This window comes from Pseudomonas sp. MIACH, from assembly GCF_001269925.1.
Lineage (GTDB): Bacteria > Pseudomonadota > Gammaproteobacteria > Pseudomonadales > Pseudomonadaceae > Aquipseudomonas.
Map to the genome: position 1 here is coordinate 109,920 of NZ_LHVO01000015.1, position 19,718 is coordinate 129,637.

Consider the following 19,718-nt stretch of genomic DNA (forward strand, 5'->3'; position numbering starts at 1 on the left):
TTTTCATGGCACGGTGTTCAGCTGTTTCAGCGCGACACCACAGAGGAGCCCCGGCCATTTAGCCGGGGTTTTTCCTTTGTCACTGATTTGGGGCTGGCGTTCCTTCAAGAGATCGGCGTTCTATGTCTGAAAGACTTTTCAACTCAAATCGTCCGCTATATGGACGGATAATAGGTCCTTTAATTGGAGTGTTGGGCGAGGTACCAGACGAAGCCCCAGGCGTTTTTCCAGATTCGCCTTGGTCGGACACGAAAGGAAGTAGATCGGCGAGATTCCCTTTGTATGCCAGCGTCTCTTTCGGAATGGTAAGTAAGTTGACGAACTTCACCGTTACAGTATTTCCGCGTTGAGAACCTGACTCAGACCCGAGGCCGCCACCGGCTTTAGCTGTTCCGGCCCCTGGCGCAACAGGCGCAGACAGGTCGATAGTTAAGTTTCCTGTCTTTTTGTCGCTGGCCGCGATATTAAATACGACCGTGACCTCCGATGCGATCAGCCCTGTTCTGACATCTCCCTCAGCCATTTTCATTACCTTCAGGCCGGTCCCAACATCTTGCATGGCTTTGACGAGAGTGATCTCGCTGGGCTTTGCGGCGGGCTGGAATAGGCTGCATCCTGAAAGAGATATCGCCCCTATTGTGATAAGTGTTTTTCCTAGCATAGCTTGCTCCTTTTTTTGGTGGCTAGATGCCACATTTGGAGCGTAGATCAGCTTTGTAAGAGTGTGCGAAGCCTTGCTAGCTAGCTTCTCTGAAGGTTGCATAAGCGCCTTCATCGTTCGATTGTTTTTGGCACAGCCATAGCGCTGGGCTTTTTCGTTTTGTGCCGTTCGTCCAGTGTTCGGCACTCGCTGCGATCTGCCGACTCCCATCCTCACGCGCGGATATTCTGTGCGTTAGAACGGAGAGCTAGCATGGAAATCAATGAGAACGCCCCGGGCAATATTTCACAGCAGGCGGTAACGCGCGGCACGGACAACGAGACGGGGCACGATCCGAAGCGTGATGAGGATAAGGTCCCACTGCCGCCGGACGACGAAGCGCCTCTTGAAGAGGACATGTCGGATGTGGACGCTGCTGATTCGGTGGCGAGCGAACACCCCGACAACTGAAGTTTTGTACATCAACAAACCCGGCCAAGCGTCGGGTTTTTTGCCTTTTGTTATCCTCGCTTGCTTTTAGCCACGTCGCGGAGTAGATCCTGCACAAACCAGAAGCCCAGAGCAGAGAAATAAATCAACTCGAGCACTTCGAGTCGCTTGATTGGTTGCTCGCTAAGGCCGAAAGAGATCCATATCCAGGCGGTCCAAAAAATGAAGCCAGCGCTCACACCAAATCTAGCCATGAACTTGGCGATGTTCGCGGTCATGTTTCCCATCAACTGGCTTATTCGCTCTATCGCTGTGGATTTGCTGAGCTGGTTTGCGATGACTGTCGCGATGATCGTTACGGCGGTGGTAGTGATGATCGTTATGAGGGTATCGTTTGGCATCCGGTGATCCTTCCTTTGCTTGCCTGGTGTGAGAGTCGGCAAGGTTAAGCGAAGGATCATCCGGATTGCATAAAATCTCAGAGCCTCGCCGCGTTCGGGGCTTTTTTATTGCCTGAGTTTCACCTATAGCCAGGACAGCCCTCCGGAAGGCCTGGACGTCGATAGCCGGTAGTGCGACGTACGATGAAAACACCGGCAGCCCGTGCACCCTGACCTCGCTGTGCTTCCGGGGTGGCGCGATGAACGAATGGCGAGATCGATGCACTGGGGCGTCGACGCTGGGACTGTCTTTGGCAGGCTGCGGGAAGACTTTGTTTATTTCTGATGAAGTAAATTCAGATAGGTCGTGCAAAACTCGCTATTGACGATTTCCGCTACTCTGGCGTCCCGCTCATCCCATGAAGAATCGGGTGGGCCCATTATTTCATCTCTTATGTTTGCGGCAATTGCAGCTAGCTCTGCTGGGTTTTTCTTGATGCCATTTTCTCGCATATAGAGGCCTGTTATTTCCCAAGACTTCGCTATCAAAGGGTCATTTTGTTTTTCAATGCTCTCTGCCATGGTGCATCGAATCATATGAAATATCCGCTCCTCATGGCGTGCGCATCCCTGAGTTGCTAGAAGAGTGCCGGCGAGCATCACCGAGAGAAATTTGCTTCCTTTCATCTTTCTTTCTGTATCCATCCAGTATTTCGTTCTTCGAAGGGGCGGCGGTCTCTATCCCCCCTCAAGTGTACCTTTTCAGGCCTCGACATTGATCGAGGCCTTTTCGTTTTCGGCCCCGCCACACCCTTCGCACTGAGCAGGGAGTGCCGCCGGGGCTGACCTATTTCAAACATGCCCCACGGAGTCGAGCGCATGGAGTATCTACAGCGCCTGCTCGACAAGATCGACAGGTTCGAATTGTTGATTGCGGGCCTGATTGGGGCCGTTGTTGCGAGCTGGTGGCACAAGGACGACTTGTCCGACTGGCGCGCCTGGATGGTGTTCTTGATCACCGGTGTTGCCTGCTCGCTGTACCTGACGAGCATGGTCAGTGCCTACCTGAATGTCACCGAGCCGAAGATCGTCGCCGGCATTGGCTTCTTGCTGGGCACGTTCGGCGGCTCGCTCCTGGCAGCAATCAACCGAGCCATCAAAGCCGCTGACCTCTGGGCGCTCATTCGCCAGCGGTTCGGGGGAGGCAATCCACCATGAATCTTGAACTGATCAACTCCATCGCCTGCGGCCTTATCGCGCTGTGGGCCACCTGGTGCGTACTGAGCGGGAAGGTGAGGGACGGCATCCTTGGGAAGCTGATCTACACCACGATCGCCATTACCGGTTTCGTCGTGTCGGTGCGCAGCCAGAACATCTTCTTCGGCCCGACCACTGCCGGCCTGACGCTGCATGTGTCCCTGGCCCTGGCCGGTGTGCGCCACATCTTCATGGTCACGTACTGGCAGCGGGTGAAGGTCTGGCTGTGCCGGGCGCTGAACTGCGAGCACTGTCTGCACTGTGACAAGGCGCCGGGCGGTATCGATCGACGGAGCAAGTAATCCGCGCCACAATTTGGCGTATTCAAAATCGTGGCGCGACTTTCATAGGGCTAGCTATAACCCGAACTGCGAATATCTCTTCGAAAGAAGGGCTATCAGCTGAGTTTTTGCTTCTGCATAGTCCGCCGTATTTACACCCCTGCGCTGATCAGGCGCCAGTACATTCGGGCCGCTCATCATTGTCGAAATGGTTGAGAGTATTTCCGACCTAATCGACCGTCCCTCAAGCTCGGTCCACAGCGCAGGGTTACGGTTTTGATCGGTAAGTGCATCGAACGCCAGCGCGATAAGGTCCGCCGGGTTGTCCTTGTTGAACGCTGATTCTTTACTCATGGTGAGGCTCGTAAGCTCGGGAGATGACGCGCCCGCTTCCCGAAGAGCCGTCCTTATGATTTCAAGCATCTGCACCACGTTTTCTTCGGAAGCTGGGATTCCATTGCGAAGAGCAGTGTCCCCCTTGCTGTATGCGGTTAAGCAGTGATTCACAATATTCATGTACCGATCTCTCTCTCTGGTGGTTAGGGGCCCATCAATACCGGCAAAGCGCCACTATTTCAACCACGACTTTATGGTCACTTGAGACAATTTATGACAACCAAGCAACCCGACTGGGAGGCGATCGAACGAGCCTACCGGGCAGGTTCGCTTTCCATCAGGACTATTGCAGAGCGCCAAGGCGTGAGCGACACGGCAATCCGGAAGAAAGCCAAGGTTCAAGGATGGGCGAGAGACCTTTCTGACCAGGTGCGCAAAGAGGTTCGCAGCAAGCTGGTTCGCGGAGAGGTTCGCAACGACCAAGGCGCGAACTGCGAACTTGATGCCGAGATCATCGAAGAGGCCGCAGAAGAAGGGGCCCGGGTGGTTCGCAGCCATCGCCGAGACATTCGGAAGGCGATGAACCTTGCGAACCTGCTGATGGATGACTTGCTAAACACCATCCAGCGCCGCGAAGAGATCGAAGACGCGATCATCGATGAGACGGGCGAGGACAATAACGGTATGCGCCGGGCCTCGATGCTCGCTGCTGTCGCGCTGCCCAGCAACTCCAAAACCCTGTTTCAGCTTTCCTCTGCAATGAAGAACCTGCAGGTTCTGGAGCGTCAGGCATTCAGCCTGGACGAGAAGGAGAAGACGGACGACGCCGACGAGATCTCGAAGATGATGGACGAACTATCACAGGACGCTTGATATGAAACCCGAGCACATGAAACTGCTTCGGGATCGATTCTGGCGACTGAATAATCTCTATTTCATCACCGACAAGCAGGGAAAGAAGGTTCGCTTCCGCATGACGCAGGAGCAGATCGATTACTTCCAGGGGATGCATACCCGGAACATCATCCTGAAGGCGCGTCAGCTTGGCTTCACGACGCTGGTGTGTATCGTCCAGTTGGATGCGGCGCTGTTCGAGGCTGCGAAGTGCGCCTTGATCGCTCACACCCTGAACGACGCCAAGCGCCTTTTCCGGGAAAAGGTGAAGTACGCCTACGACAACCTGCCGAAAGAGCTGCGCGCTGCCAACCCAGCACGAAATGACGCCGCCGGTGAGTTGGTATTTAGTAAGGGCGGCTCGCTTTACGTTTCCACATCGTTCCGTGGCGGCACGCTGCGCTACCTGCACGTATCCGAGTTCGGGAAGATCTGCGCCAAGTTTCCGCACAAGGCGCGGGAGATCGTCACCGGCGCTTTCGAGGCAGTGGCTGCTGATTGTTTCGTCACCATCGAGTCGACGGCGGAAGGCCGGGCCGGGTATTTCTTCGATTACAGCCAGTCAGCGGAGCGCCAGCAATTGGCCGGTGTTCCGCTAGGCCTGCTGGATTGGAAGTTCTTTTTCTTCAGTTGGTGGAACAACAAGGCCTACAGCCTCGACTCTGCCGACGTGGTGCTGCCGCAGCGCCTTACCGATTACTTCAACGAACTGCACGCAAAGCACGGGGTCGTCACCAACGACGGCCAGCGTGCCTGGTACGCGGCCAAGGAGAAGACACTCGGCGATGACATGAAGCGGGAATACCCGTCGATTCCCGTCGAAGCCTTCCAGCAGTCGGTCGAGGGCGCCTACTACGCGCAACAGTTCACCAAGCTGTATGCCGCTCAGCGAATCGGCACTCTGCCAGACAACAGCCACCTGCCGGTGATGACCATTTGGGACATCGGTGTGAGCGACTCCACCGCCATCTGGTTTGTGCGCCAGGTGGGCGAGCAGTACCACGTCATCGATTACTACGAGAACTCAGGCGAAGGCCTGCGGCATTACATGAAGGTGCTCAAGGACAAGGGTTACACCTACTCCGAGCACTGGGGGCCGCATGATATCGAGAACCGTGAGTTCGGCAGTGATGCGAAGACGCGCAAGGACATCGCCCGAGAGGGTTACGAAATCGACGGACAGGTTTATCGGATGACGTTCCAGGTCGTCCCGAAAATCGGGGTGGACGACGGCATCGAGCAGGCCCGCGAAATTCTGTCCAAGTGCGCCTTCGACGAATCGAAGTGCGAAGAGGGCATTACCTGCCTTGAGAACTATCGCAAGGAGTGGGACGACAAGAAGGGCTGCTGGAAAGACAAGCCGCTGCATGACTGGACGTCTCACGGCTCCGATGCATTCCGATACTTCGCTGTCGCTAAGAGCGCAAAGAAGCCGGTCAAATCAATCAAAATGGGATTCGCACGCTAATGGCAAAACAACGAGAAATGAACTGGGAAGCCATGTTCGCGGATCGCATGCGCCTGAGCGAAAGCGGATGCCTGGAGTTCACCGGCTACTGCAATCCCGATGGCTATGGAGCGATCACTTGTAGGGGCATCAAGCACGGCGCCCATCGCCTCAGTTATTTGATGACCAAAGGGCCAATACCTGATGGATGCGTTGTGCTGCATGAGTGCGACAACCCTGGCTGCGTCAATCCTGATCACTTGCGGGCGGGCGAAGTCGCGGACAACGTGCTCGACATGGAAGAGAAAGGTAGAGCGCGGAAGGTAGTCGGCTCTGCGCATGGCCAATCGAAGCTTGATGAGCTGGATGTTCGCCTGATCCGATCCAGCAAAGAAACTGGTGCTGCGTTGGCTCGCCAGCTTGGTGTCACAAAGAGTTTGGTATGTCGGATCCGGCGCGGCATTGGCTGGTCTCATGTCGGAGAATCAAATGTCGCATGACGTCACATACACCCGCCCGGAATACGACGCGGCACAGTCCCGTTGGCGGCTGGTGCGAGACGTGTGCAAGGGCTCCGAGACGGTAAAGGGGCGCGGCGATGTTTACTTGCCCAGGCCCAACAAGCACGACACCAGCCCTGAGAACCTTGAGCGGTACAAGTCGTACAAGCAGCGGGCCGTGTTCTACAACGCTACCGGGCGCACAAAGCACAGCCTGGTGGGCGCCGTCTTCCGTACCTGGCCAACCTTGACTGTCCCTGGTGAGCTTGATTACGTGGCCACGGACGTCGACGGGCAGGGTGTGAGCGTTTATCAGCAGTCGCAGTCGGTCATCGGGCATCTGCTCGAAGTCGGTCGGCACGGTTTGCTGGTGGATTACGCTGCGGTGCAGGCCGGCACAGTGAGCAAGGCAGATGAGCAGGCTGGGCGCGCTCGTGCGAACGTTGCGAGCTATCCGGCCGAATCAATCAGGAACTGGAAGACCCGCAAGGTCGGTGGTCAGCACCTGCTGAGCTTGGTGGTGCTGCAAGAATCTGTAGACGTCGATACCGATGATGGCTTCGGCAGCGAAAAGGTTACCCAATACCGCGTGCTGCGCCTGGATGAGGCTGGCGTCTATACCCAGGAAGTTTGGCAGGAGGGCTCAAGCGAAACTTCGATGATCACTCCGCCTTTCACTCCGCTGAACGGCGCCGGGCAGCCTTGGCGCGTGATCCCGTTTCAATTTCTCGGCAGCGAGAACAACGACACCAGCATCGACGACTCGCCGCTGTACGACATGGCCGTGCTGAACATCGGCCATTACTGCAACAGTGCGGATTACGAGGACTCGGTGTGGTTTTCCGGGCAGCCGCAGTTTTGGATCTCTGGTCTTGACGAAGCCTGGCGCGACCATCTTGAAGCCAACGGCATCTATGTCGGCTCCAGGGCTCCGCTGACACTTCCTGCCAACGGATCGTGTGGCTTTGCTCAGCCTGAGCCGAACACGCTGGTGAAGGAGGCCATGGACGCCAAGAAGCAGGACATGGTGTCCCTCGGCGCCCGTCTGATCGAACGTGGTAGTGCCGTGAAGACCGCAACCCAGGCCGATAACGACAGCGCCGCCGAACACAGCGTTCTCTCCCTGGTGGTGAGCAACGTCAGCGAGGCATACAGCCAGTGCCTGGTTTGGATGGCCGAGTTCGTGAACGCCACCGGCGAGGTGGTCTACAAGCTCAACCAAGACTTCAGCCAGATCACTCTGGATGCCACGATCCTGGCGGCGCTGTTCAACGCAGTGCAGGGCGGCAAGCTACCGGAAGGCGACTTCTGGCAGTACCTGCGTGATCGCGGCGTTATCAACCCAGAGAAAACGGACGACGAAATCCGGGATGAGCTGGAGGCACAAAGCACCGGGCCAGCCCTGGACGACACCGAGGTAATTCCGAATGGCGGCAAACCAAGCAATCCTTGATGCCACCATCCGGCATGCCGTGTTCTTGGAGCAGCTCAAGTCGGGAGAGGTGAAGAAGTTCGCCCCCTTTCTCAAGGAGATCGACCGCTCGATTCGTGAGCGGCTGACGCGGGCGGATCTGACGGACTACACCGTCGTCCGCCTGGAGCGGCTGCTTAGCGAGGTTGATAGCCTGCTGCTGGGCATCTTCGACCGCTACAGCGAGAAGCTGAACCTCGACCTGGTGGACATCGCCAATTACGAGGCCGAGTTTGAAGCGACCAGCCTGACCCGGGCGGCGCCGGTGGGTGTCACTTTTGACGCGGTGGTGCCAGGTGCTGCGGCAATCAGGGCAGCAATCCTCACCAATCCGCTCAGCGTGCGCGGTGCGGATGGCGGGAAGCTGCTCAAGTCGTTCATTGATGGATTCACCGCCACCGAGCGGCAACGCCTCACAGGCGCGATCAGGCAGGGCTTCTTCGAAGGCCAAACAAACTTCCAGATCATTAAGAACATTCGCGGCAGCAAGGCGCTCCAGTACAACGACGGCGTCCTGGCCACGACGAGCCGTAACGCCGGCTCCATCGTGCGGACGGCGGTGCAGCACGTCGCCACCCAGGCGCGTATGGAGACGCTGAAGGAAAACAGCGACGTCGTGCAGTCGGTGGAGTGGGTCAGCACCCTGGATTCGAAGACAACCAGCCAATGTCGGACGCTCGATAAGCGTCGATTCAAGCTGAACGAGGGGCCAAGGCCGCCGATCCACATCAACTGCCGCTCGACGCTGGTTGCTGTGACGCGCTTCAGCGCCTTGTTCGCCAAGGACGCCACGCGGGCATCGATCGGTGACGGCGGCGCTCAGCAGGTGAGGGCGGACCTCAGCTACTACGACTGGCTCAAGCAGCAGCCGGCGGCGTTTCAGGACAAGGCTATTGGGCCGATGCGGGCGAGGCTTTTTCGCGAAGGTGGATTGAGTGTCGAGCGCTTTGGCGAGCTGCAGCTTGATCGCAACTTTGCGCCGCTGACCCTTGCACAAATGCGCGCCCTTGAGCCGCTGGCTTTCGAGCGCGCAGGTGTTTGAGGGATCAATCGCTGCCCTTGTCGAGCGACGATTTGTACCAGAAGTACGGATTGATGGGGTCTTGGACGGGCGGTTTCCCCGCAAGAAATTCTTTGGCTGCGTCGAGATTGAAGTCGAGAGCATTCACGGGCCGGTAAAAATCGAACTTTCGTTTTGTAGGATTGAAGATCCCAGTGCTCACCAGCGCGTTTACCACCTCTGTGGTTGCCTGCATGGTGTTGCGATACGGTGAGTTCTTCGGCAGAAATTTCGCCCGAATCAGAGGGTCCAGCGACCCCATCTGCCGAGCGTCGAAGTTGGCTAGTGCCTGCGCGCGCATATTTACTGGAAAGCTTTCGCCGTACTCTTTCCGCACCTCGTCGAGATCGTCGTCCGCGCCCATGCTCACCTGGCTTGTCCGGACGCAATAGTCGACCAGCCGGACGAGATCAATATGCTCGCCCGGTGCGTGGGGCAATGAAATGCGCAGCCCGTCATCCGACAGGAGAGTGGTTTTTGTGGGAGCTGCACTCCGCTCCGTTATGTTTTTTTGAAGCATTACGTATTCCTCGTATGGGATCAGAGCAAACAGTGGTTTGCCCTCTTGATCACTGATTATTTGATGTTTTTTGTTCATGTTGCGTTCTCGTTTCGTGTAATAAACGAAATATTAAATGAAATAAATGAAAAATCCAATCTGGATTTATCCCGGATATCGGGTTTTCACATCCGCAGGCAGGGCCTGCACCTACGTCTCTGGGAGACAACCAATGCTGAAATTCCAACTGGATACCCTGGAAGGGGTAGATGAAGCCGTGCGCGCTCTTTACACCGAGAAGGACGGCAAGTTTGTCCTCGGTATCGAAGGCCTGCCGCAACCAGAAGATGTATCCGGCCTGAAGTCGAAGGTGGAAGAGCTGCTCGGAGAAAAGAAAGCCGCCGAGAAGGCTCGCAAGGATGCGGAAGAGCAGGCCCGACTGGAGCGTGAAGAGGCCGCTCGCAAGTCCGGCAACGTCGAGGAACTCGAAAAGTCCTGGTCTGAAAAGTACAACCGCCGCGAAGCTGAGCTGAACGGCATGCTGGAACAGGAGCGTGGAACGCTGAGCACTCAGATCCGGGATCTGACCGTCGGCCGTACCGCTACTGACATCGCGTCTGCCCTGGCAATCCCAGGCAGCGCCAAAGCCCTGTTGCCGCACATCGAACGCCGTCTGAGCGTCGAGCAGCGCGATGGGAAGCCTGTCGTGGTCGTCCTCGACCAGCAGGGCAAGCTCTCGGCGGCAACGCTGGATGAGCTGAAAGCAGAATTCGCAAACGACACGGCCTTCGCGCCGTTGATCGCGGGTAGCAAGGCATCTGGCGGCGGGGCTGCTGGTGCTGGAGGTGGCGGCGGGGCCGCAAAAGGAAAAATCGGCGGCACCAAAGAGGAACGACAGGCCGCGATCGCGAGCCGGTTCCCGGATCTACCACAATCGTAAGGAATAACTCATGTCCCTGTCGCAAATGCAGGTTTTCAACGAATACATCATGCCGGCGACTCTCGAGACGCTGGATCAGTATCTTTCCGCGTTCAACGCCGCCAGCCGTGGCGCAATCGTGCTGTCTCCGGATGGCTTCACTGGTGACTTCCTCCAAGAGTCGTTCTTCCAGACCCTGGCCGCCGCCCAGCGCCGCGTGGATCGCTACAGCGCAAACGCCGCTGTCGCTGCCACCGACCTGACCGAGCTGAAGAACACCTCGGTGAAAGTCGCCGGCGGCTTCGGTCCGATCCGCTACGAGCCGTCGCAGATGACCTGGCTGGAGCGTCCAACTGCGCAAGGCATCGAAGTCGCCAGCCGCGCATTCGCTGAAATCCTGCTGAAGGACCAGCTGAACACCGCGATCGCCGCCCTGGTTGCTGCTATCACCGCACAGGCTGCCGCCGTCAACGATGTGTCGGCTACCACTGGCATCACCTACGCAGGTCTGAACAACGCCCACGCGAAGTTCGGCGACGCAAGCCAGAACCTGGTAACCCAGGTGATGCAGGGCACCAGCTACCACAAGCTGGTAGGTCAAAATCTGGCGAACCAGCAGCAGCTGTTCCAAGCGGGCAACGTCCGCGTGGTGGACATCCTCGGCAAGATCTCCGTTGTGACGGATGCCCCGGCGCTGATGCAGGCCGGCACCCCGAACAAGGAAATCATCCTGTCCCTGGTGCAAGGCGCTGCGCTGGTCCACGACGGCCGCGACATCATCAGCAACGTCCAGACCACTAACGGCAAGGAGCGTATCGAAACCACGCTCCAGACCGACTACACCTTCGGCCTGGGCCTGAAGGGCTACACCTGGGACACCACCACCGGCGGCAAGTCGCCTACCGACGCCGAACTGGCGACCGGTACCAACTGGGACAAGACTGCCACCAGCATCAAGCACACCGCCGGTGTGGCTCTGATCGGTGATGCCTCCAAGTAACCCTGACAGCTGAGTCGGGCCCAGTGCTCGGCTTGGCGAGGACATGATCATGAGCAACAAGAACATCTGGTATCTGCCTGGTCCATTCCATCAGTACCAAGAAGACGTCAAGGCACTGGCCAAGGATCATGGCTTGCGCATCATCGACGCGAGCGCTACCGAAAGCCGCGAAGATGCTGCCGACGATGTGCCTGACGTGACGGTCAAGGAAGTGCCGAAGGTGCTGCTGATCGATGGTGGCAACTCCAGCGTCAATATCGATGTCTTCCGTGCCGAACTCGAATCTGTCGGTCTGATCGTCGAGTCATTCGCTGATCAGGCGCTGGTGCGCCCCGAAGGCGATCTTGGCCCGATCGCTGATCGCCTGTTTCAGGCGTTCGAAGCGGTAAACGCCGGCGTGGAAAGCCTCATCCGTGAGCGTGATGGCGAAGCTGAAAAGGTGAAGGCTCTGCAACTGCAGGTGGACGACCTTCTCCACCAGGCCGCCAAGGCTCGCCTGGACGACCCGGACGCGAAGGAAGTCGCCGACCTGAAGGCTAAGTTGGACGAAGCCAAGGTTCCATACCGGGCCAACGCATCGAAAGAATCCTTGGAAAAGCTCGTCGCTGATCTGCCCAAGGCTTGATAATGCTGGCTGCCGGTGACCCGGTGGCCGATCTCAAACCATTCCAGCGAGTTGACGCATGACACTCATCATTGAGGACGGCACCGGCAAGCCTGACGCCGAAAGCTACGCGAGCGCCGAGGACCTGGCCATGTATGCCGTGAAATTCGGCACGGTCATCCCCGCAGGTGTTCCCGAGCAGGAAGCGCTGCTGCGCCGGGCCGCCTTAGCGATGGATGGCAAAACCTGGAAAGGCCGCAAGATGAGCAGCGAGCAAGCGTTGGCCTGGCCGCGTCGGGGTGTTGAACTGGACTGCCAGATCAAGCCGGACAACTACCTGCCGGCGCGGATCCAGTACGGCCAGATGGCCCTGGCCGCCGAGATCCATCAGGACGACATCGACCCTGTTGAAAAGCGCAAAGGTGCGGTGTTGCTTGATCGTGTTGAGGGGGCGGTGACGCGGCAGTACGCAGCGATCCCATCTATCAGCAACCGACTGCTGCCGGCGGCACCCGACCGGCCGAGTGCCACGCAGTTTGCCGACTATCTCCAAAAACGTGGACTGTTCGCTGTGCGGGCGTGATCAATCCCCTCGTAGCAACAATAAGTCGAACTCTTCCTGATACTCATCTTTAACTGCTTGATAGCCTTGGCCCAAGACACGCGCTCCTATTCGTAGCTTTTTGATGGGCACAGGCTCAAAAATATTAAAGATATATCGGGCGACTTTGTTGGATTTGTTTTCGTCAAAACCTGCATTGATGAACATCTGTCTGAACGCGCTTATTGCGTCACATTTGCTGTAAAAATCTCTTCCAGTACCTGAAGTTTTTTTATCAATCGCGTCGGCAAGGTCGCTTAGATATTTGCTTTCTTCTATGTGACTCATAATTCATCCTTGAGTAGTTGAACATGGGATTCTACGACGAAATGGCCGTGATGGCTTTGGAGATGATCACAGAGTTCGGCCAGCCCGTGACCATCAGCAAGACGGAGCTGGGCGAGTACGACCCAGAGACTGGCGGCGAGTCGCCAAGCGCGACCGTCGAGCAAACCGCCCAAGGCATCCTGCTCGACTTCACTGGCCAAGAATTCCAGAACAACAGCCTCATCAAACAGGGCGACAAGAAGCTCAAGATCGCCGCGCAGGGATTGGCGTGGGTGCCTGGTCTGCTCGACAAAGTGGTTGCTCAGGATCGCACCTGGTCAATCGTGCCGCCGCTGAAAGAGGTCAACCCTGCCGGTACGCCGATCCTGTATGAGTTGCAGGTGCGGTCGTGAGCCGGGCAGGCGCCGGACAGTCCGGCAGTTTTGCGCTCAGCCTGGCCGAGTTCGCCGCTCAGACGGGTGAAGCCATTGACGCCAGTGTTCGCGAGATCATCATCGAGGTCGGCAGCAGCCTGATCCGGATGTCTCCCGTGGGTAACCCGGAGATCTGGGCCGCAAACGTCGCTCACCGTGAGGCGAACACCCGGGCGGCCGACGACTATGACTTCAAGGTCGCGGTCCGTAATACGATCATCAACCTCAACGAATCGAACTTCACCAAAGCCGGCAAACTGCGAAAGGGTGTGAAGTACGCCAAGCCCCTGACAAAGACCGAGCGCGACCAGAACTTCAATGTGAACGGCTTGGTCGCTGGCAGGGACTACGTCGGTGGGCGGTTCCGGGCGAACTGGCACATATCGCTTGGCGTGGTAGAGAGCGTCACCTTTGATGAGGTTGACCCGAGCGGCGCCGAAACCACTGCTGCAATGGTTGCCGCGATGAGTGACTTCACCGCCGGCCAGATGGCCTACATCATCAATAACTTGCCCTACGCGATTCCGCTGGAGTTCGGCCATTCCTCCCAGGCCCCCGGAGGCATGGTTAGGGTAACCGTGGCCCGCTTCCAGCAAATCGTGCTGGAGGCCATCAGGAACAACCAGGTATGAGTCACGCAATCATCGCCTCGATCTACGAGGCCAAGCTCATCGCCTGGAACGCTGCCAGGCCGGACAAGCTCAAGATCGTTTTCGAGAACACGGCCTATGCGCCAGCTGAAGGCGAGACCTACCTGCGAGCCTTCACCATTCCTGGTGATACCGCAAGCAACACACTCGGCGGTGATCACCGCCTGTACACCGGAGTGTTTCAGGTCAGCATCATCGCGCCGGCGGGTACCGGGAAGATCAAGATCAACCCAATTGCCTCCGAGATCATCGCGCTATTCCCCCTGTATGTGCGTGATGTGAAGAACGGTTTCGTGGTAACTCCGATGACTCCGGTGGATGTCGGTCCAGGCATTACTGGCGACTCAACCTACACCGTCCCGCTGTCTTTCTCCTACCGGTCTGACACCACGCCATAACCCGCCCGTTGGGCAAATCCCGAACCCGCCAAGTGCGGGTTTTGTCATTTCTGCAAAGAGGAAAACCCATGTCTGTTTATTTCCCCAACGGGGCAACACTGGCGCTCTCGACTGGCTTCGCCGCTGCGAAGGTGATTGCGAGCATCACGAATGCCAACCCAGGAGTCGCTACGGCACTTGCCAACGGCTTTGCCAATGGCGACATCCTGCTTATCACCTCCGGGTGGGAGGACATCAATGAGCGCGCCGTGCGTGTCGCCGCCGCCGCCGCCGGAGCATTCACCCTGGAAGGTATCGACACTTCGAATACCTCGTTTTTCCCTGACGGCATCAGCGCCGGCACCGCCAAGAAAGTCACCGGCTGGGTCGCGGTAAACCAGGTGATCGGTAACTCGATGTCCGGTGGTGAGCAGCAGTATTGGACGTACGCCCCGCTTGAGGCTCGCCGCGACAAGCAAATCCCCACCACTAAAAACGCTCAGGCGTTTTCATTCCAGCTCGCCGATGATGACAGCTTGGCCTGGTATGACGAATTGGATAAGGCAGACCGAGAGAAGGAAGTGCGCATCCTGCGTATGTCGCTGCCCAACGGCAAGACGATCTACTACGCCGGTTATGCTTCTTTCAACAAAAGCCCGACCCTGGTGCGTAACGAAGGTGCAGCCGTAGCATTTGGCTTCACCATCAACGCCGAGATCACTGCGTATCGCGCGCCTGTTGTTGCGGGCGGTGGGGCTTAATCATGGCGAAGTTCAAGATTGCCCAATCACCGACGTTTCTGGGGGCCGTGATGGTTCCGGTAGTCGGCCAGGATCCGGTGAAGGTGGGCTTCACCTTCAAATATCGAAACCGTATCGAGCTTGCGGCGCTGTTCGACGAGTGGAGCCAGCGGCGCAAGGAAGGCCTCGATAAGTTCGGCGAAAAGCCTTCTGTGTCCGAAATCGTTGCTGTCGACACCGAAAACCAGATTCAGCAAATCAAGGATCTGGTTGTGGGCTGGGAGTTCGATGACAAGTTTGACGATGAGAGTATCAAGGCGCTGGTGACGTCCTGTAATGGCACAACCGAGGCTGTCGTAGACGCCTACCAGGATGCTTACGCCAAGGCTCGCACGGGAAACTGATCCGCGCCGCCCGCGCCCTGTATGAGTCCCCGCCGGATGCCGAGCAGATCGCTTCTTTCGGCTGGGATGCAGAGGACATGGAAGAAGAGTTCGAGGTTTGGCCGTGCCTTTGGCTGGCGTTCCTTCTATTCAATCGGATGTCTACTCAGTGGCGTGCAGGTACGGGCGGCGCGATCGGTCTCGACTACAGCAGCATCCGCGACGTAGCCGGGTTCCTCGGCATCAAAAAAAAGAAACTCGCTGAAATCTTCCCTGACCTTCAGGTGCTGGAAGGCGAAGCCCTGCGCGTCATGGCGGAGGAAAGGGAAAACAGCCCGTAACCACGGGCACTTATTCAAGGTGAGTCGATGAACATTGCAGAACTCGGCGTCAAGATCGACTCGGCCGATGCAGTCCAGGCTAAAACGAGTCTGGATGAAATGGCGAAGGCCGGCGGCCGGGCCGAGCAGTCCGCCGTTTCGCTGATGAACGAAATGCAGGCGCTGGAAAAGTCGCTGTCCACCAGCGCTAAAACTACCCAGGACTTGGCAAAGCAGCGTGACGCTCTCGCCAAGCTGACCAAGACCGGCGCCTATGGCGAGGCCGAGGCAGCGAAAATCTCGGCACAGCTCGACAAGCAGCAGGTGGCCTTGGCCAAGTCCGCTATGGACGAGCAGAAGGCCCTCAACAGCCTGCTGGGGGCTATTGACCCTGCCCGTGCCGCGCTGGCTAAGCTGGACACGCAGGTCGAGCAACTGGGTAAGCATCTCGACGAGGGTCGAATCAGCCAGGACCAGTACAACAGCGCCCTGGCCAAGATCGACAAGGATTATGGAAAGCTCGAAAAGACCACCACCGGTTTCGACAAGCTGCGCCTCGGCACCCGCCAGGCACAGGAAAACGTCGTACAGCTTGGTAACGCGCTGTCGTCGGGCGACTGGGGTAGCGGAGTTCGCGCCGTGGCTCAGTTGGGTGCCGGCGCTGGTGCAGGTGCTGCGGGCTTGCTCGCCATCCTGGCGCCTCTGGCCCTGGCTACCGCAGCCGTGGGCGGCCTGGCATATGCCTACCACAAAGGCAGCGAAGAGCAGGACAGCTACAACAAGTCGCTCATCCTTACCGGCAACTATGCAGGGGTTAGCGCTGGGCAGTTGGGCGACATGGCGCGCCAAGTCAGCGCGACCGTGGGCACCACAGGCCAGGCCGCTGCGGTACTGGCGATGCTGGCGGATAACGGCAAGATCGCCGGCGAGAGTTTTGCGGGCATCACCCAGGCCGCCGTTTCGATGCAGGAGGCGACCGGTAAAGCCGTCAGCGAGACGGTCGCCGAGTTCGTCAAGTTGGCAGACGAGCCGGTCAAGGCATCCGCTGCGCTGAATGAGCAGTACCACTACCTAACCGCCTCGGTTTTCTCTCAGATCGCCGCCCTGGAAGAGCAGCGTGATCACGCAGGCGCCGTGAAGCTTGCTACCGAGTCCTATGCCGACGCCATCAACGAGCGCACGCCGAAGATTTTGGAGAACCTGAGCTTCTGGGAGAAAGGCTACAACGCGGTCGCACGCGCTGCTGACAGCCTCAAGAACATCGGGCGCCCGGACATTGGCGCAGATATTGAGCAGGCACGCCGAGACCTGGCGAGCGCACAGTCCGGCGACGTTGGTCTGTTCCAAAACAAGCAGCAGATGATTGATCTCTATCAAAACCGCTTGAATATGCTTGAGGACCAGAAGGCGGCACAGGCTGAAATTGCAAAGCTGGAAGGCGATCAGGCAAAAGCCCAACAAGCCGCGATCACCTCGATGCAAAAGGTTGACGCGCTCACCAAGTCATCTTGGACAAATGAGCAAAAGCGGGCAGACGCGCTCAAGGACTATAAAAAGCAACTCGACGATATTCGCAAGGTAGCGCCGAACGACCCGCGCTTGGCTCAGGCCACAGTCGACAAAAACATCGCCAACATCAATGACAAGTTCAAAGACCCGAAAGCAGCCGGTTCCCAGGTCGACCTGACCAGCTTCAACACCGCCAAGAACGACCTGGCGGCGATCACTGATACCTACAAGAACTACCAGAAGGAACTGGAAGCGGCGCAGAAGGCCGGTCTGCTGTCTGAGGAAGACTATCTGCTGCGGCGCCAGGCTCTGATCGGCAATCAGCTCGACCAGACAACGGCAGCCTACGAGGCAGAGATTGCAGCGCTTGAGGCCGCCAAGGGCAAGAAGTCCACGTCGGCTGCGCAAAGCATCCAGCTGGACCAGAAGATCGCCGACGCGCGCGCAGGAATGGTCAAGGCGCAGAAGGATGCCGACAGTCAGCTTGAAGTGCTCGCTACCAATGAGACCGGGCGCCTGGCAAAGCAGGAACGATCGATCAGCACATACGTGCAGGCACTGGGGCAGCAGCAGAGGGCCTTGGAGTTGGCAGGCCAGCGCGCAGTGCTCGGCGTGGGGCAGGGTGACCGCCAGAACGCGCTCAGCGGCGAACTGAACAGCCAGCAGGACCGGTTTGCTCAGCAGTCGCTGGAGCTTGCCAACCAGAAATCCGACCCATCGCGGAACATGTCGGAGGAAGAGTTTAAGCGCAAATCGCAGGCTCTCGCAGACGCGAACAAGGCCGCGACGGACCAGATCCGGCAGAACTATGCAGATGTGGAAAATGCCCAGGGCGATTGGACGAAGGGCGCAACGGCAGCCTGGGATAACTACCTGGATTCGGCGCGCAACATCGCCGGGCAAACCAAAAGCCTGTTCGGCAACGCCTTCAGTTCCATGGAGGATTCCATCGTCAACTTTGCCATGACCGGTAAGGCGTCGTTCTCGGACTTCGCCGAATCGATCCTGGCGGACATGGCGCGCATTGCGACACGGCAGGCAAGTTCGGCACTGCTGGGCAGTCTGGTTGGCGCGGCGGCGAGCTACTTCGGTGGCAGCGCGGCCGGCGGCGGCAATGGCATGGCCGCCGGGTCTGCCGGTGCCACGTCGTCGAACCTCGGGGCGTCATCGGCCGGCTACTCCAACACCTACTTCCCGCAAGCCAAGGGCGGCGCGTGGTCGGGCGGTGTACAGATGTTCGCCGACGGCGGTGCGTTTACGAACTCCATCGTTAGCAAGCCAACGGCGTTCGGTATGGCCAATGGCAAAACCGGAGTCATGGGTGAAGCTGGTGAGGAGGCAATCATGCCCCTGACCCGGACGTCGAGCGGCAAGCTGGGGGTTATGGCCATGGGCGGCGGCGGGGCTGGCGGAACGCAGATCAATGTCGAGGTGCATATCGATGGCGACGGCAACGCTACCTCCTCGGCTGATGCACCTGGCTATGACCTCTTCGGCAAGGAGCTGGCGACGTTCGTAGAGCAGAAATACCAGGAACTGCGATCGAGGGACATGCGCCAGGGCGGCGTCATCAACAACGCAATCAAGGGGCGATGATGGCTATCGAACGATTCACCTGGGCGACGGAGAAAGGCGCGGAGGGCGATATTGCCCAGCGCGTTCGCTCCAAGAAGTTCGCAGATGGATACGAGCAGTCGGTCGAGGATGGGATCAACAACCGGTCGCAGTCCTGGCCGGTGACGTTTACCGGTCTGAAGCCGCGCATCAAAGAGATCATGGCGTTCCTCGATCGACACAAAGGGGCTAAGGGCTTCCTCTGGGAACCGCCCCTGGGTGAGCTTGGCCTCTACAAGTGCAACGGCTACAAGCCAGTGCACCGTGGCGGCCAGGTCTACGCCATCACCGCGACTTTCCAGCAAACCTTTAATCCCTGAGATAACCGCCCATGGCACTGATCACGGACATCCAGAAACTGGAGCCCGGTGGCGAGATTCGCCTGTTCGAAATTGACGGGACCGAGTACGGCGCGGACTACCTGCGCTTCCACGGTCACGCCATCCCGCATACGCCGGAGGAATTGTTGGCCTACGAGGGCTCCGAAGAGGACCTGCCCGCCAAGTCTATTATCTGGCAGGGGCAGGAGTACGCAGCCTGGCCGGTGCAGATTGAGGGTATTTCCTCGAGCAGCGACGGAACCGCTTCTCGGCCCACGTTCGCCGCGGGCAACGTCAACGGGCGCGTCACCGCGCTGTGCCTGGCCTTCGAGGACATGCTCAAGTTCAAGCTCACAGTCCGCGAAACCCTGGCCCAGTACCTGGACGCAGCCAACTTCCCCGAGGGCAACCCGACCGCCGACCCGACGCAGGAGGCGCTGGAGATCTGGTACATCGACCAGAAAACCAGTGAGGACGGCGAGGCCGTCGTCTGGGAGCTGTCCTCTCCGGGCGAGATCGATAACCACGGCCTGCCCGGGCGGCAGATGACCACGTTCTGCCACTGGGCCATGACCAATGGTTACCGGGGGCCGGACTGCGGCTATACCGGCGTGGCCATGTTCGACGACGAGGACAACCCCACGGATGACCCGGCACTGGACCAGTGCAAGGGCTGCCTGTCGTCCTGCAAGCTGCGCTTCGGCGAAAACAACGAACTGTCCTTCGGTGGATTCCCCGCCGTTTCCCTCATAGCCCGGAGCTGAC

Annotated in this window: 27 protein-coding genes; 21 read left to right on the forward strand and 6 right to left on the reverse strand. The window is 58.3% G+C overall.

Annotation, left to right across the window (positions count from 1 at the left end):
• Positions 1-79 precede the first annotated feature (79 nt).
• Positions 80-847, reverse strand: a complete 768-nt coding sequence (locus AD670_RS31385) for a hypothetical protein (RefSeq protein WP_156338107.1) — start codon at positions 845-847, stop codon at positions 80-82.
• Positions 848-913: 66 nt separating this feature from the next.
• Here AD670_RS31385 and AD670_RS05440 point away from each other — a divergent pair, with 66 nt between their 5' ends.
• Positions 914-1,111 carry a hypothetical protein gene (locus AD670_RS05440; RefSeq protein ID WP_053128932.1) on the forward strand — a complete coding sequence of 66 codons (198 nt, stop codon included), beginning with the start codon at positions 914-916 and terminating at the stop codon, positions 1,109-1,111.
• 50 nt (positions 1,112-1,161) lie between these two features.
• Here the strand turns inward: AD670_RS05440 and AD670_RS05445 are convergent, their stop codons facing one another.
• Together AD670_RS05445 and AD670_RS05450 are read right to left on the reverse strand one after the other, a co-directional pair.
• On the reverse strand, positions 1,162-1,491 hold the full coding sequence (locus AD670_RS05445) for a hypothetical protein (RefSeq protein WP_053128933.1): 330 nt from the start codon (positions 1,489-1,491) through the stop codon (positions 1,162-1,164).
• Between the two features lie 315 nt (positions 1,492-1,806).
• Positions 1,807-2,175, reverse strand: coding sequence for a hypothetical protein (locus tag AD670_RS05450; protein ID WP_053128936.1), 369 nt, complete (start codon positions 2,173-2,175; stop codon positions 1,807-1,809).
• Between the two features lie 174 nt (positions 2,176-2,349).
• Between AD670_RS05450 and AD670_RS05455 the strand changes: the two genes are divergently transcribed.
• On the forward strand, positions 2,350-2,688 hold the full coding sequence (locus AD670_RS05455; RefSeq protein ID WP_010211438.1) for a hypothetical protein: 339 nt from the start codon (positions 2,350-2,352) through the stop codon (positions 2,686-2,688).
• Positions 2,685-3,029: a hypothetical protein gene (locus AD670_RS05460; protein ID WP_053128939.1), complete on the forward strand. Its 345-nt coding sequence runs from the start codon at positions 2,685-2,687 to the stop codon at positions 3,027-3,029. The genes AD670_RS05455 and AD670_RS05460 overlap by 4 nt, the downstream gene beginning before the upstream one ends.
• A gap of 54 nt (positions 3,030-3,083) precedes the next feature.
• Here AD670_RS05460 and AD670_RS05465 read toward each other — a convergent pair whose 3' ends face one another.
• Positions 3,084-3,524: a hypothetical protein gene (locus tag AD670_RS05465; protein WP_053128942.1), complete on the reverse strand. Its 441-nt coding sequence runs from the start codon at positions 3,522-3,524 to the stop codon at positions 3,084-3,086.
• 93 nt (positions 3,525-3,617) lie between these two features.
• On the opposite strand from AD670_RS05465, the gene AD670_RS05470 reads away from it, so the two are divergent.
• Genes AD670_RS05470 through AD670_RS05490 form a run of 5 tightly spaced genes read left to right on the forward strand, consistent with a single transcriptional unit; the run spans position 3,618 to position 8,698 of the window.
• The gene (locus tag AD670_RS05470; protein ID WP_053128945.1) at positions 3,618-4,217 is read left to right on the forward strand and encodes a hypothetical protein; all 600 of its coding nucleotides are present in this window, start codon (positions 3,618-3,620) and stop codon (positions 4,215-4,217) included.
• 1 nt (position 4,218) lies between these two features.
• The gene (locus AD670_RS05475) at positions 4,219-5,706 is read left to right on the forward strand and encodes a terminase (RefSeq protein ID WP_053128947.1); all 1,488 of its coding nucleotides are present in this window, start codon (positions 4,219-4,221) and stop codon (positions 5,704-5,706) included.
• Entirely contained in the window at positions 5,706-6,185 is a 480-nt protein-coding gene (locus AD670_RS30580) for an HNH endonuclease signature motif containing protein (protein ID WP_082340911.1), read from the forward strand. Before AD670_RS05475 ends, AD670_RS30580 begins: the two co-directional genes overlap by 1 nt.
• Entirely contained in the window at positions 6,175-7,638 is a 1,464-nt protein-coding gene (locus AD670_RS05485) for a DUF4055 domain-containing protein (RefSeq protein WP_053128950.1), read from the forward strand. Before AD670_RS30580 ends, AD670_RS05485 begins: the two co-directional genes overlap by 11 nt.
• A complete protein-coding gene (locus tag AD670_RS05490) occupies positions 7,613-8,698 on the forward strand; it encodes a minor capsid protein (RefSeq protein ID WP_053128951.1) in 1,086 nt (361 codons plus the stop codon). The genes AD670_RS05485 and AD670_RS05490 overlap by 26 nt, the downstream gene beginning before the upstream one ends.
• Before the next feature lie 4 nt (positions 8,699-8,702).
• Here the strand turns inward: AD670_RS05490 and AD670_RS05495 are convergent, their stop codons facing one another.
• A complete protein-coding gene (locus tag AD670_RS05495) occupies positions 8,703-9,314 on the reverse strand; it encodes a hypothetical protein (protein ID WP_053128954.1) in 612 nt (203 codons plus the stop codon).
• 133 nt (positions 9,315-9,447) lie between these two features.
• Between AD670_RS05495 and AD670_RS05500 the strand changes: the two genes are divergently transcribed.
• From AD670_RS05500 to AD670_RS05515, 4 genes are read left to right on the forward strand one after another with little or no spacing between them, the layout of a single operon-like run.
• Positions 9,448-10,155 (forward strand): hypothetical protein, encoded by a 708-nt coding sequence (locus AD670_RS05500; protein WP_053128957.1) that lies wholly within the window; start codon positions 9,448-9,450, stop codon positions 10,153-10,155.
• A 10-nt stretch (positions 10,156-10,165) separates the two neighbouring features.
• Entirely contained in the window at positions 10,166-11,134 is a 969-nt protein-coding gene (locus AD670_RS05505; RefSeq protein WP_053128960.1) for a major capsid protein, read from the forward strand.
• A 49-nt stretch (positions 11,135-11,183) separates the two neighbouring features.
• Positions 11,184-11,759 (forward strand): hypothetical protein, encoded by a 576-nt coding sequence (locus tag AD670_RS05510; protein WP_053129132.1) that lies wholly within the window; start codon positions 11,184-11,186, stop codon positions 11,757-11,759.
• Positions 11,760-11,817: 58 nt separating this feature from the next.
• Positions 11,818-12,321, forward strand: a complete 504-nt coding sequence (locus AD670_RS05515) for a DnaT-like ssDNA-binding protein (RefSeq protein ID WP_053128962.1) — start codon at positions 11,818-11,820, stop codon at positions 12,319-12,321.
• Here AD670_RS05515 and AD670_RS05520 read toward each other — a convergent pair whose 3' ends face one another.
• The gene (locus AD670_RS05520; RefSeq protein WP_053128965.1) at positions 12,322-12,627 is read right to left on the reverse strand and encodes a hypothetical protein; all 306 of its coding nucleotides are present in this window, start codon (positions 12,625-12,627) and stop codon (positions 12,322-12,324) included.
• A 23-nt stretch (positions 12,628-12,650) separates the two neighbouring features.
• Between AD670_RS05520 and AD670_RS05525 the strand changes: the two genes are divergently transcribed.
• The 9 genes from AD670_RS05525 to AD670_RS05565 all read left to right on the forward strand — a co-directional run bounded on the left by AD670_RS05525 (position 12,651) and on the right by AD670_RS05565 (position 19,717).
• On the forward strand, positions 12,651-13,019 hold the full coding sequence (locus AD670_RS05525; RefSeq protein WP_053128968.1) for a hypothetical protein: 369 nt from the start codon (positions 12,651-12,653) through the stop codon (positions 13,017-13,019).
• Complete coding sequence (locus AD670_RS05530) at positions 13,016-13,672, forward strand: hypothetical protein (protein WP_053128971.1); 657 nt, start codon at positions 13,016-13,018, stop codon at positions 13,670-13,672. The genes AD670_RS05525 and AD670_RS05530 overlap by 4 nt, the downstream gene beginning before the upstream one ends.
• Positions 13,669-14,088, forward strand: coding sequence for a phage tail terminator-like protein (locus tag AD670_RS05535; RefSeq protein ID WP_053128974.1), 420 nt, complete (start codon positions 13,669-13,671; stop codon positions 14,086-14,088). The genes AD670_RS05530 and AD670_RS05535 overlap by 4 nt, the downstream gene beginning before the upstream one ends.
• Before the next feature lie 68 nt (positions 14,089-14,156).
• Positions 14,157-14,828, forward strand: a complete 672-nt coding sequence (locus AD670_RS05540; protein ID WP_053128977.1) for a phage tail protein — start codon at positions 14,157-14,159, stop codon at positions 14,826-14,828.
• A gap of 2 nt (positions 14,829-14,830) precedes the next feature.
• On the forward strand, positions 14,831-15,211 hold the full coding sequence (locus tag AD670_RS05545) for a phage tail assembly chaperone (RefSeq protein WP_053128980.1): 381 nt from the start codon (positions 14,831-14,833) through the stop codon (positions 15,209-15,211).
• 47 nt (positions 15,212-15,258) lie between these two features.
• A complete protein-coding gene (locus tag AD670_RS05550; RefSeq protein WP_371263172.1) occupies positions 15,259-15,531 on the forward strand; it encodes a DUF1799 domain-containing protein in 273 nt (90 codons plus the stop codon).
• A 27-nt stretch (positions 15,532-15,558) separates the two neighbouring features.
• Positions 15,559-18,615, forward strand: a complete 3,057-nt coding sequence (locus AD670_RS05555; RefSeq protein WP_053128986.1) for a phage tail tape measure protein — start codon at positions 15,559-15,561, stop codon at positions 18,613-18,615.
• Complete coding sequence (locus AD670_RS05560; protein WP_053128989.1) at positions 18,615-18,953, forward strand: phage tail protein; 339 nt, start codon at positions 18,615-18,617, stop codon at positions 18,951-18,953. The genes AD670_RS05555 and AD670_RS05560 overlap by 1 nt, the downstream gene beginning before the upstream one ends.
• A gap of 11 nt (positions 18,954-18,964) precedes the next feature.
• Positions 18,965-19,717: a phage minor tail protein L gene (locus AD670_RS05565; protein ID WP_053128992.1), complete on the forward strand. Its 753-nt coding sequence runs from the start codon at positions 18,965-18,967 to the stop codon at positions 19,715-19,717.
• Position 19,718: the final 1 nt, after the last annotated feature.

Bases quoted from the DNA above. Each gene is read 5' to 3' on its own strand.
- AD670_RS05440 (WP_053128932.1), top strand. From the start codon at position 914: ATGGAAATCAATGAGAACGCCCCGGGCAATATTTCACAGCAGGCGGTA.
- AD670_RS05445 (WP_053128933.1), bottom strand. From the start codon at position 1,491: ATGCCAAACGATACCCTCATAACGATCATCACTACCACCGCCGTAACG.
- AD670_RS05450 (WP_053128936.1), bottom strand. From the start codon at position 2,175: ATGGATACAGAAAGAAAGATGAAAGGAAGCAAATTTCTCTCGGTGATG.
- AD670_RS05455 (WP_010211438.1), top strand. From the start codon at position 2,350: ATGGAGTATCTACAGCGCCTGCTCGACAAGATCGACAGGTTCGAATTG.
- AD670_RS05460 (WP_053128939.1), top strand. From the start codon at position 2,685: ATGAATCTTGAACTGATCAACTCCATCGCCTGCGGCCTTATCGCGCTG.
- AD670_RS05465 (WP_053128942.1), bottom strand. From the start codon at position 3,524: ATGAATATTGTGAATCACTGCTTAACCGCATACAGCAAGGGGGACACT.
- AD670_RS05470 (WP_053128945.1), top strand. From the start codon at position 3,618: ATGACAACCAAGCAACCCGACTGGGAGGCGATCGAACGAGCCTACCGG.
- AD670_RS05475 (WP_053128947.1), top strand. From the start codon at position 4,219: ATGAAACCCGAGCACATGAAACTGCTTCGGGATCGATTCTGGCGACTG.
- AD670_RS30580 (WP_082340911.1), top strand. From the start codon at position 5,706: ATGGCAAAACAACGAGAAATGAACTGGGAAGCCATGTTCGCGGATCGC.
- AD670_RS05485 (WP_053128950.1), top strand. From the start codon at position 6,175: ATGTCGCATGACGTCACATACACCCGCCCGGAATACGACGCGGCACAG.
- AD670_RS05490 (WP_053128951.1), top strand. From the start codon at position 7,613: ATGGCGGCAAACCAAGCAATCCTTGATGCCACCATCCGGCATGCCGTG.
- AD670_RS05495 (WP_053128954.1), bottom strand. From the start codon at position 9,314: ATGAACAAAAAACATCAAATAATCAGTGATCAAGAGGGCAAACCACTG.
- AD670_RS05500 (WP_053128957.1), top strand. From the start codon at position 9,448: ATGCTGAAATTCCAACTGGATACCCTGGAAGGGGTAGATGAAGCCGTG.
- AD670_RS05505 (WP_053128960.1), top strand. From the start codon at position 10,166: ATGTCCCTGTCGCAAATGCAGGTTTTCAACGAATACATCATGCCGGCG.
- AD670_RS05510 (WP_053129132.1), top strand. From the start codon at position 11,184: ATGAGCAACAAGAACATCTGGTATCTGCCTGGTCCATTCCATCAGTAC.
- AD670_RS05515 (WP_053128962.1), top strand. From the start codon at position 11,818: ATGACACTCATCATTGAGGACGGCACCGGCAAGCCTGACGCCGAAAGC.
- AD670_RS05520 (WP_053128965.1), bottom strand. From the start codon at position 12,627: ATGAGTCACATAGAAGAAAGCAAATATCTAAGCGACCTTGCCGACGCG.
- AD670_RS05525 (WP_053128968.1), top strand. From the start codon at position 12,651: ATGGGATTCTACGACGAAATGGCCGTGATGGCTTTGGAGATGATCACA.
- AD670_RS05535 (WP_053128974.1), top strand. From the start codon at position 13,669: ATGAGTCACGCAATCATCGCCTCGATCTACGAGGCCAAGCTCATCGCC.
- AD670_RS05540 (WP_053128977.1), top strand. From the start codon at position 14,157: ATGTCTGTTTATTTCCCCAACGGGGCAACACTGGCGCTCTCGACTGGC.
- AD670_RS05545 (WP_053128980.1), top strand. From the start codon at position 14,831: ATGGCGAAGTTCAAGATTGCCCAATCACCGACGTTTCTGGGGGCCGTG.
- AD670_RS05555 (WP_053128986.1), top strand. From the start codon at position 15,559: ATGAACATTGCAGAACTCGGCGTCAAGATCGACTCGGCCGATGCAGTC.
- AD670_RS05560 (WP_053128989.1), top strand. From the start codon at position 18,615: ATGGCTATCGAACGATTCACCTGGGCGACGGAGAAAGGCGCGGAGGGC.
- AD670_RS05565 (WP_053128992.1), top strand. From the start codon at position 18,965: ATGGCACTGATCACGGACATCCAGAAACTGGAGCCCGGTGGCGAGATT.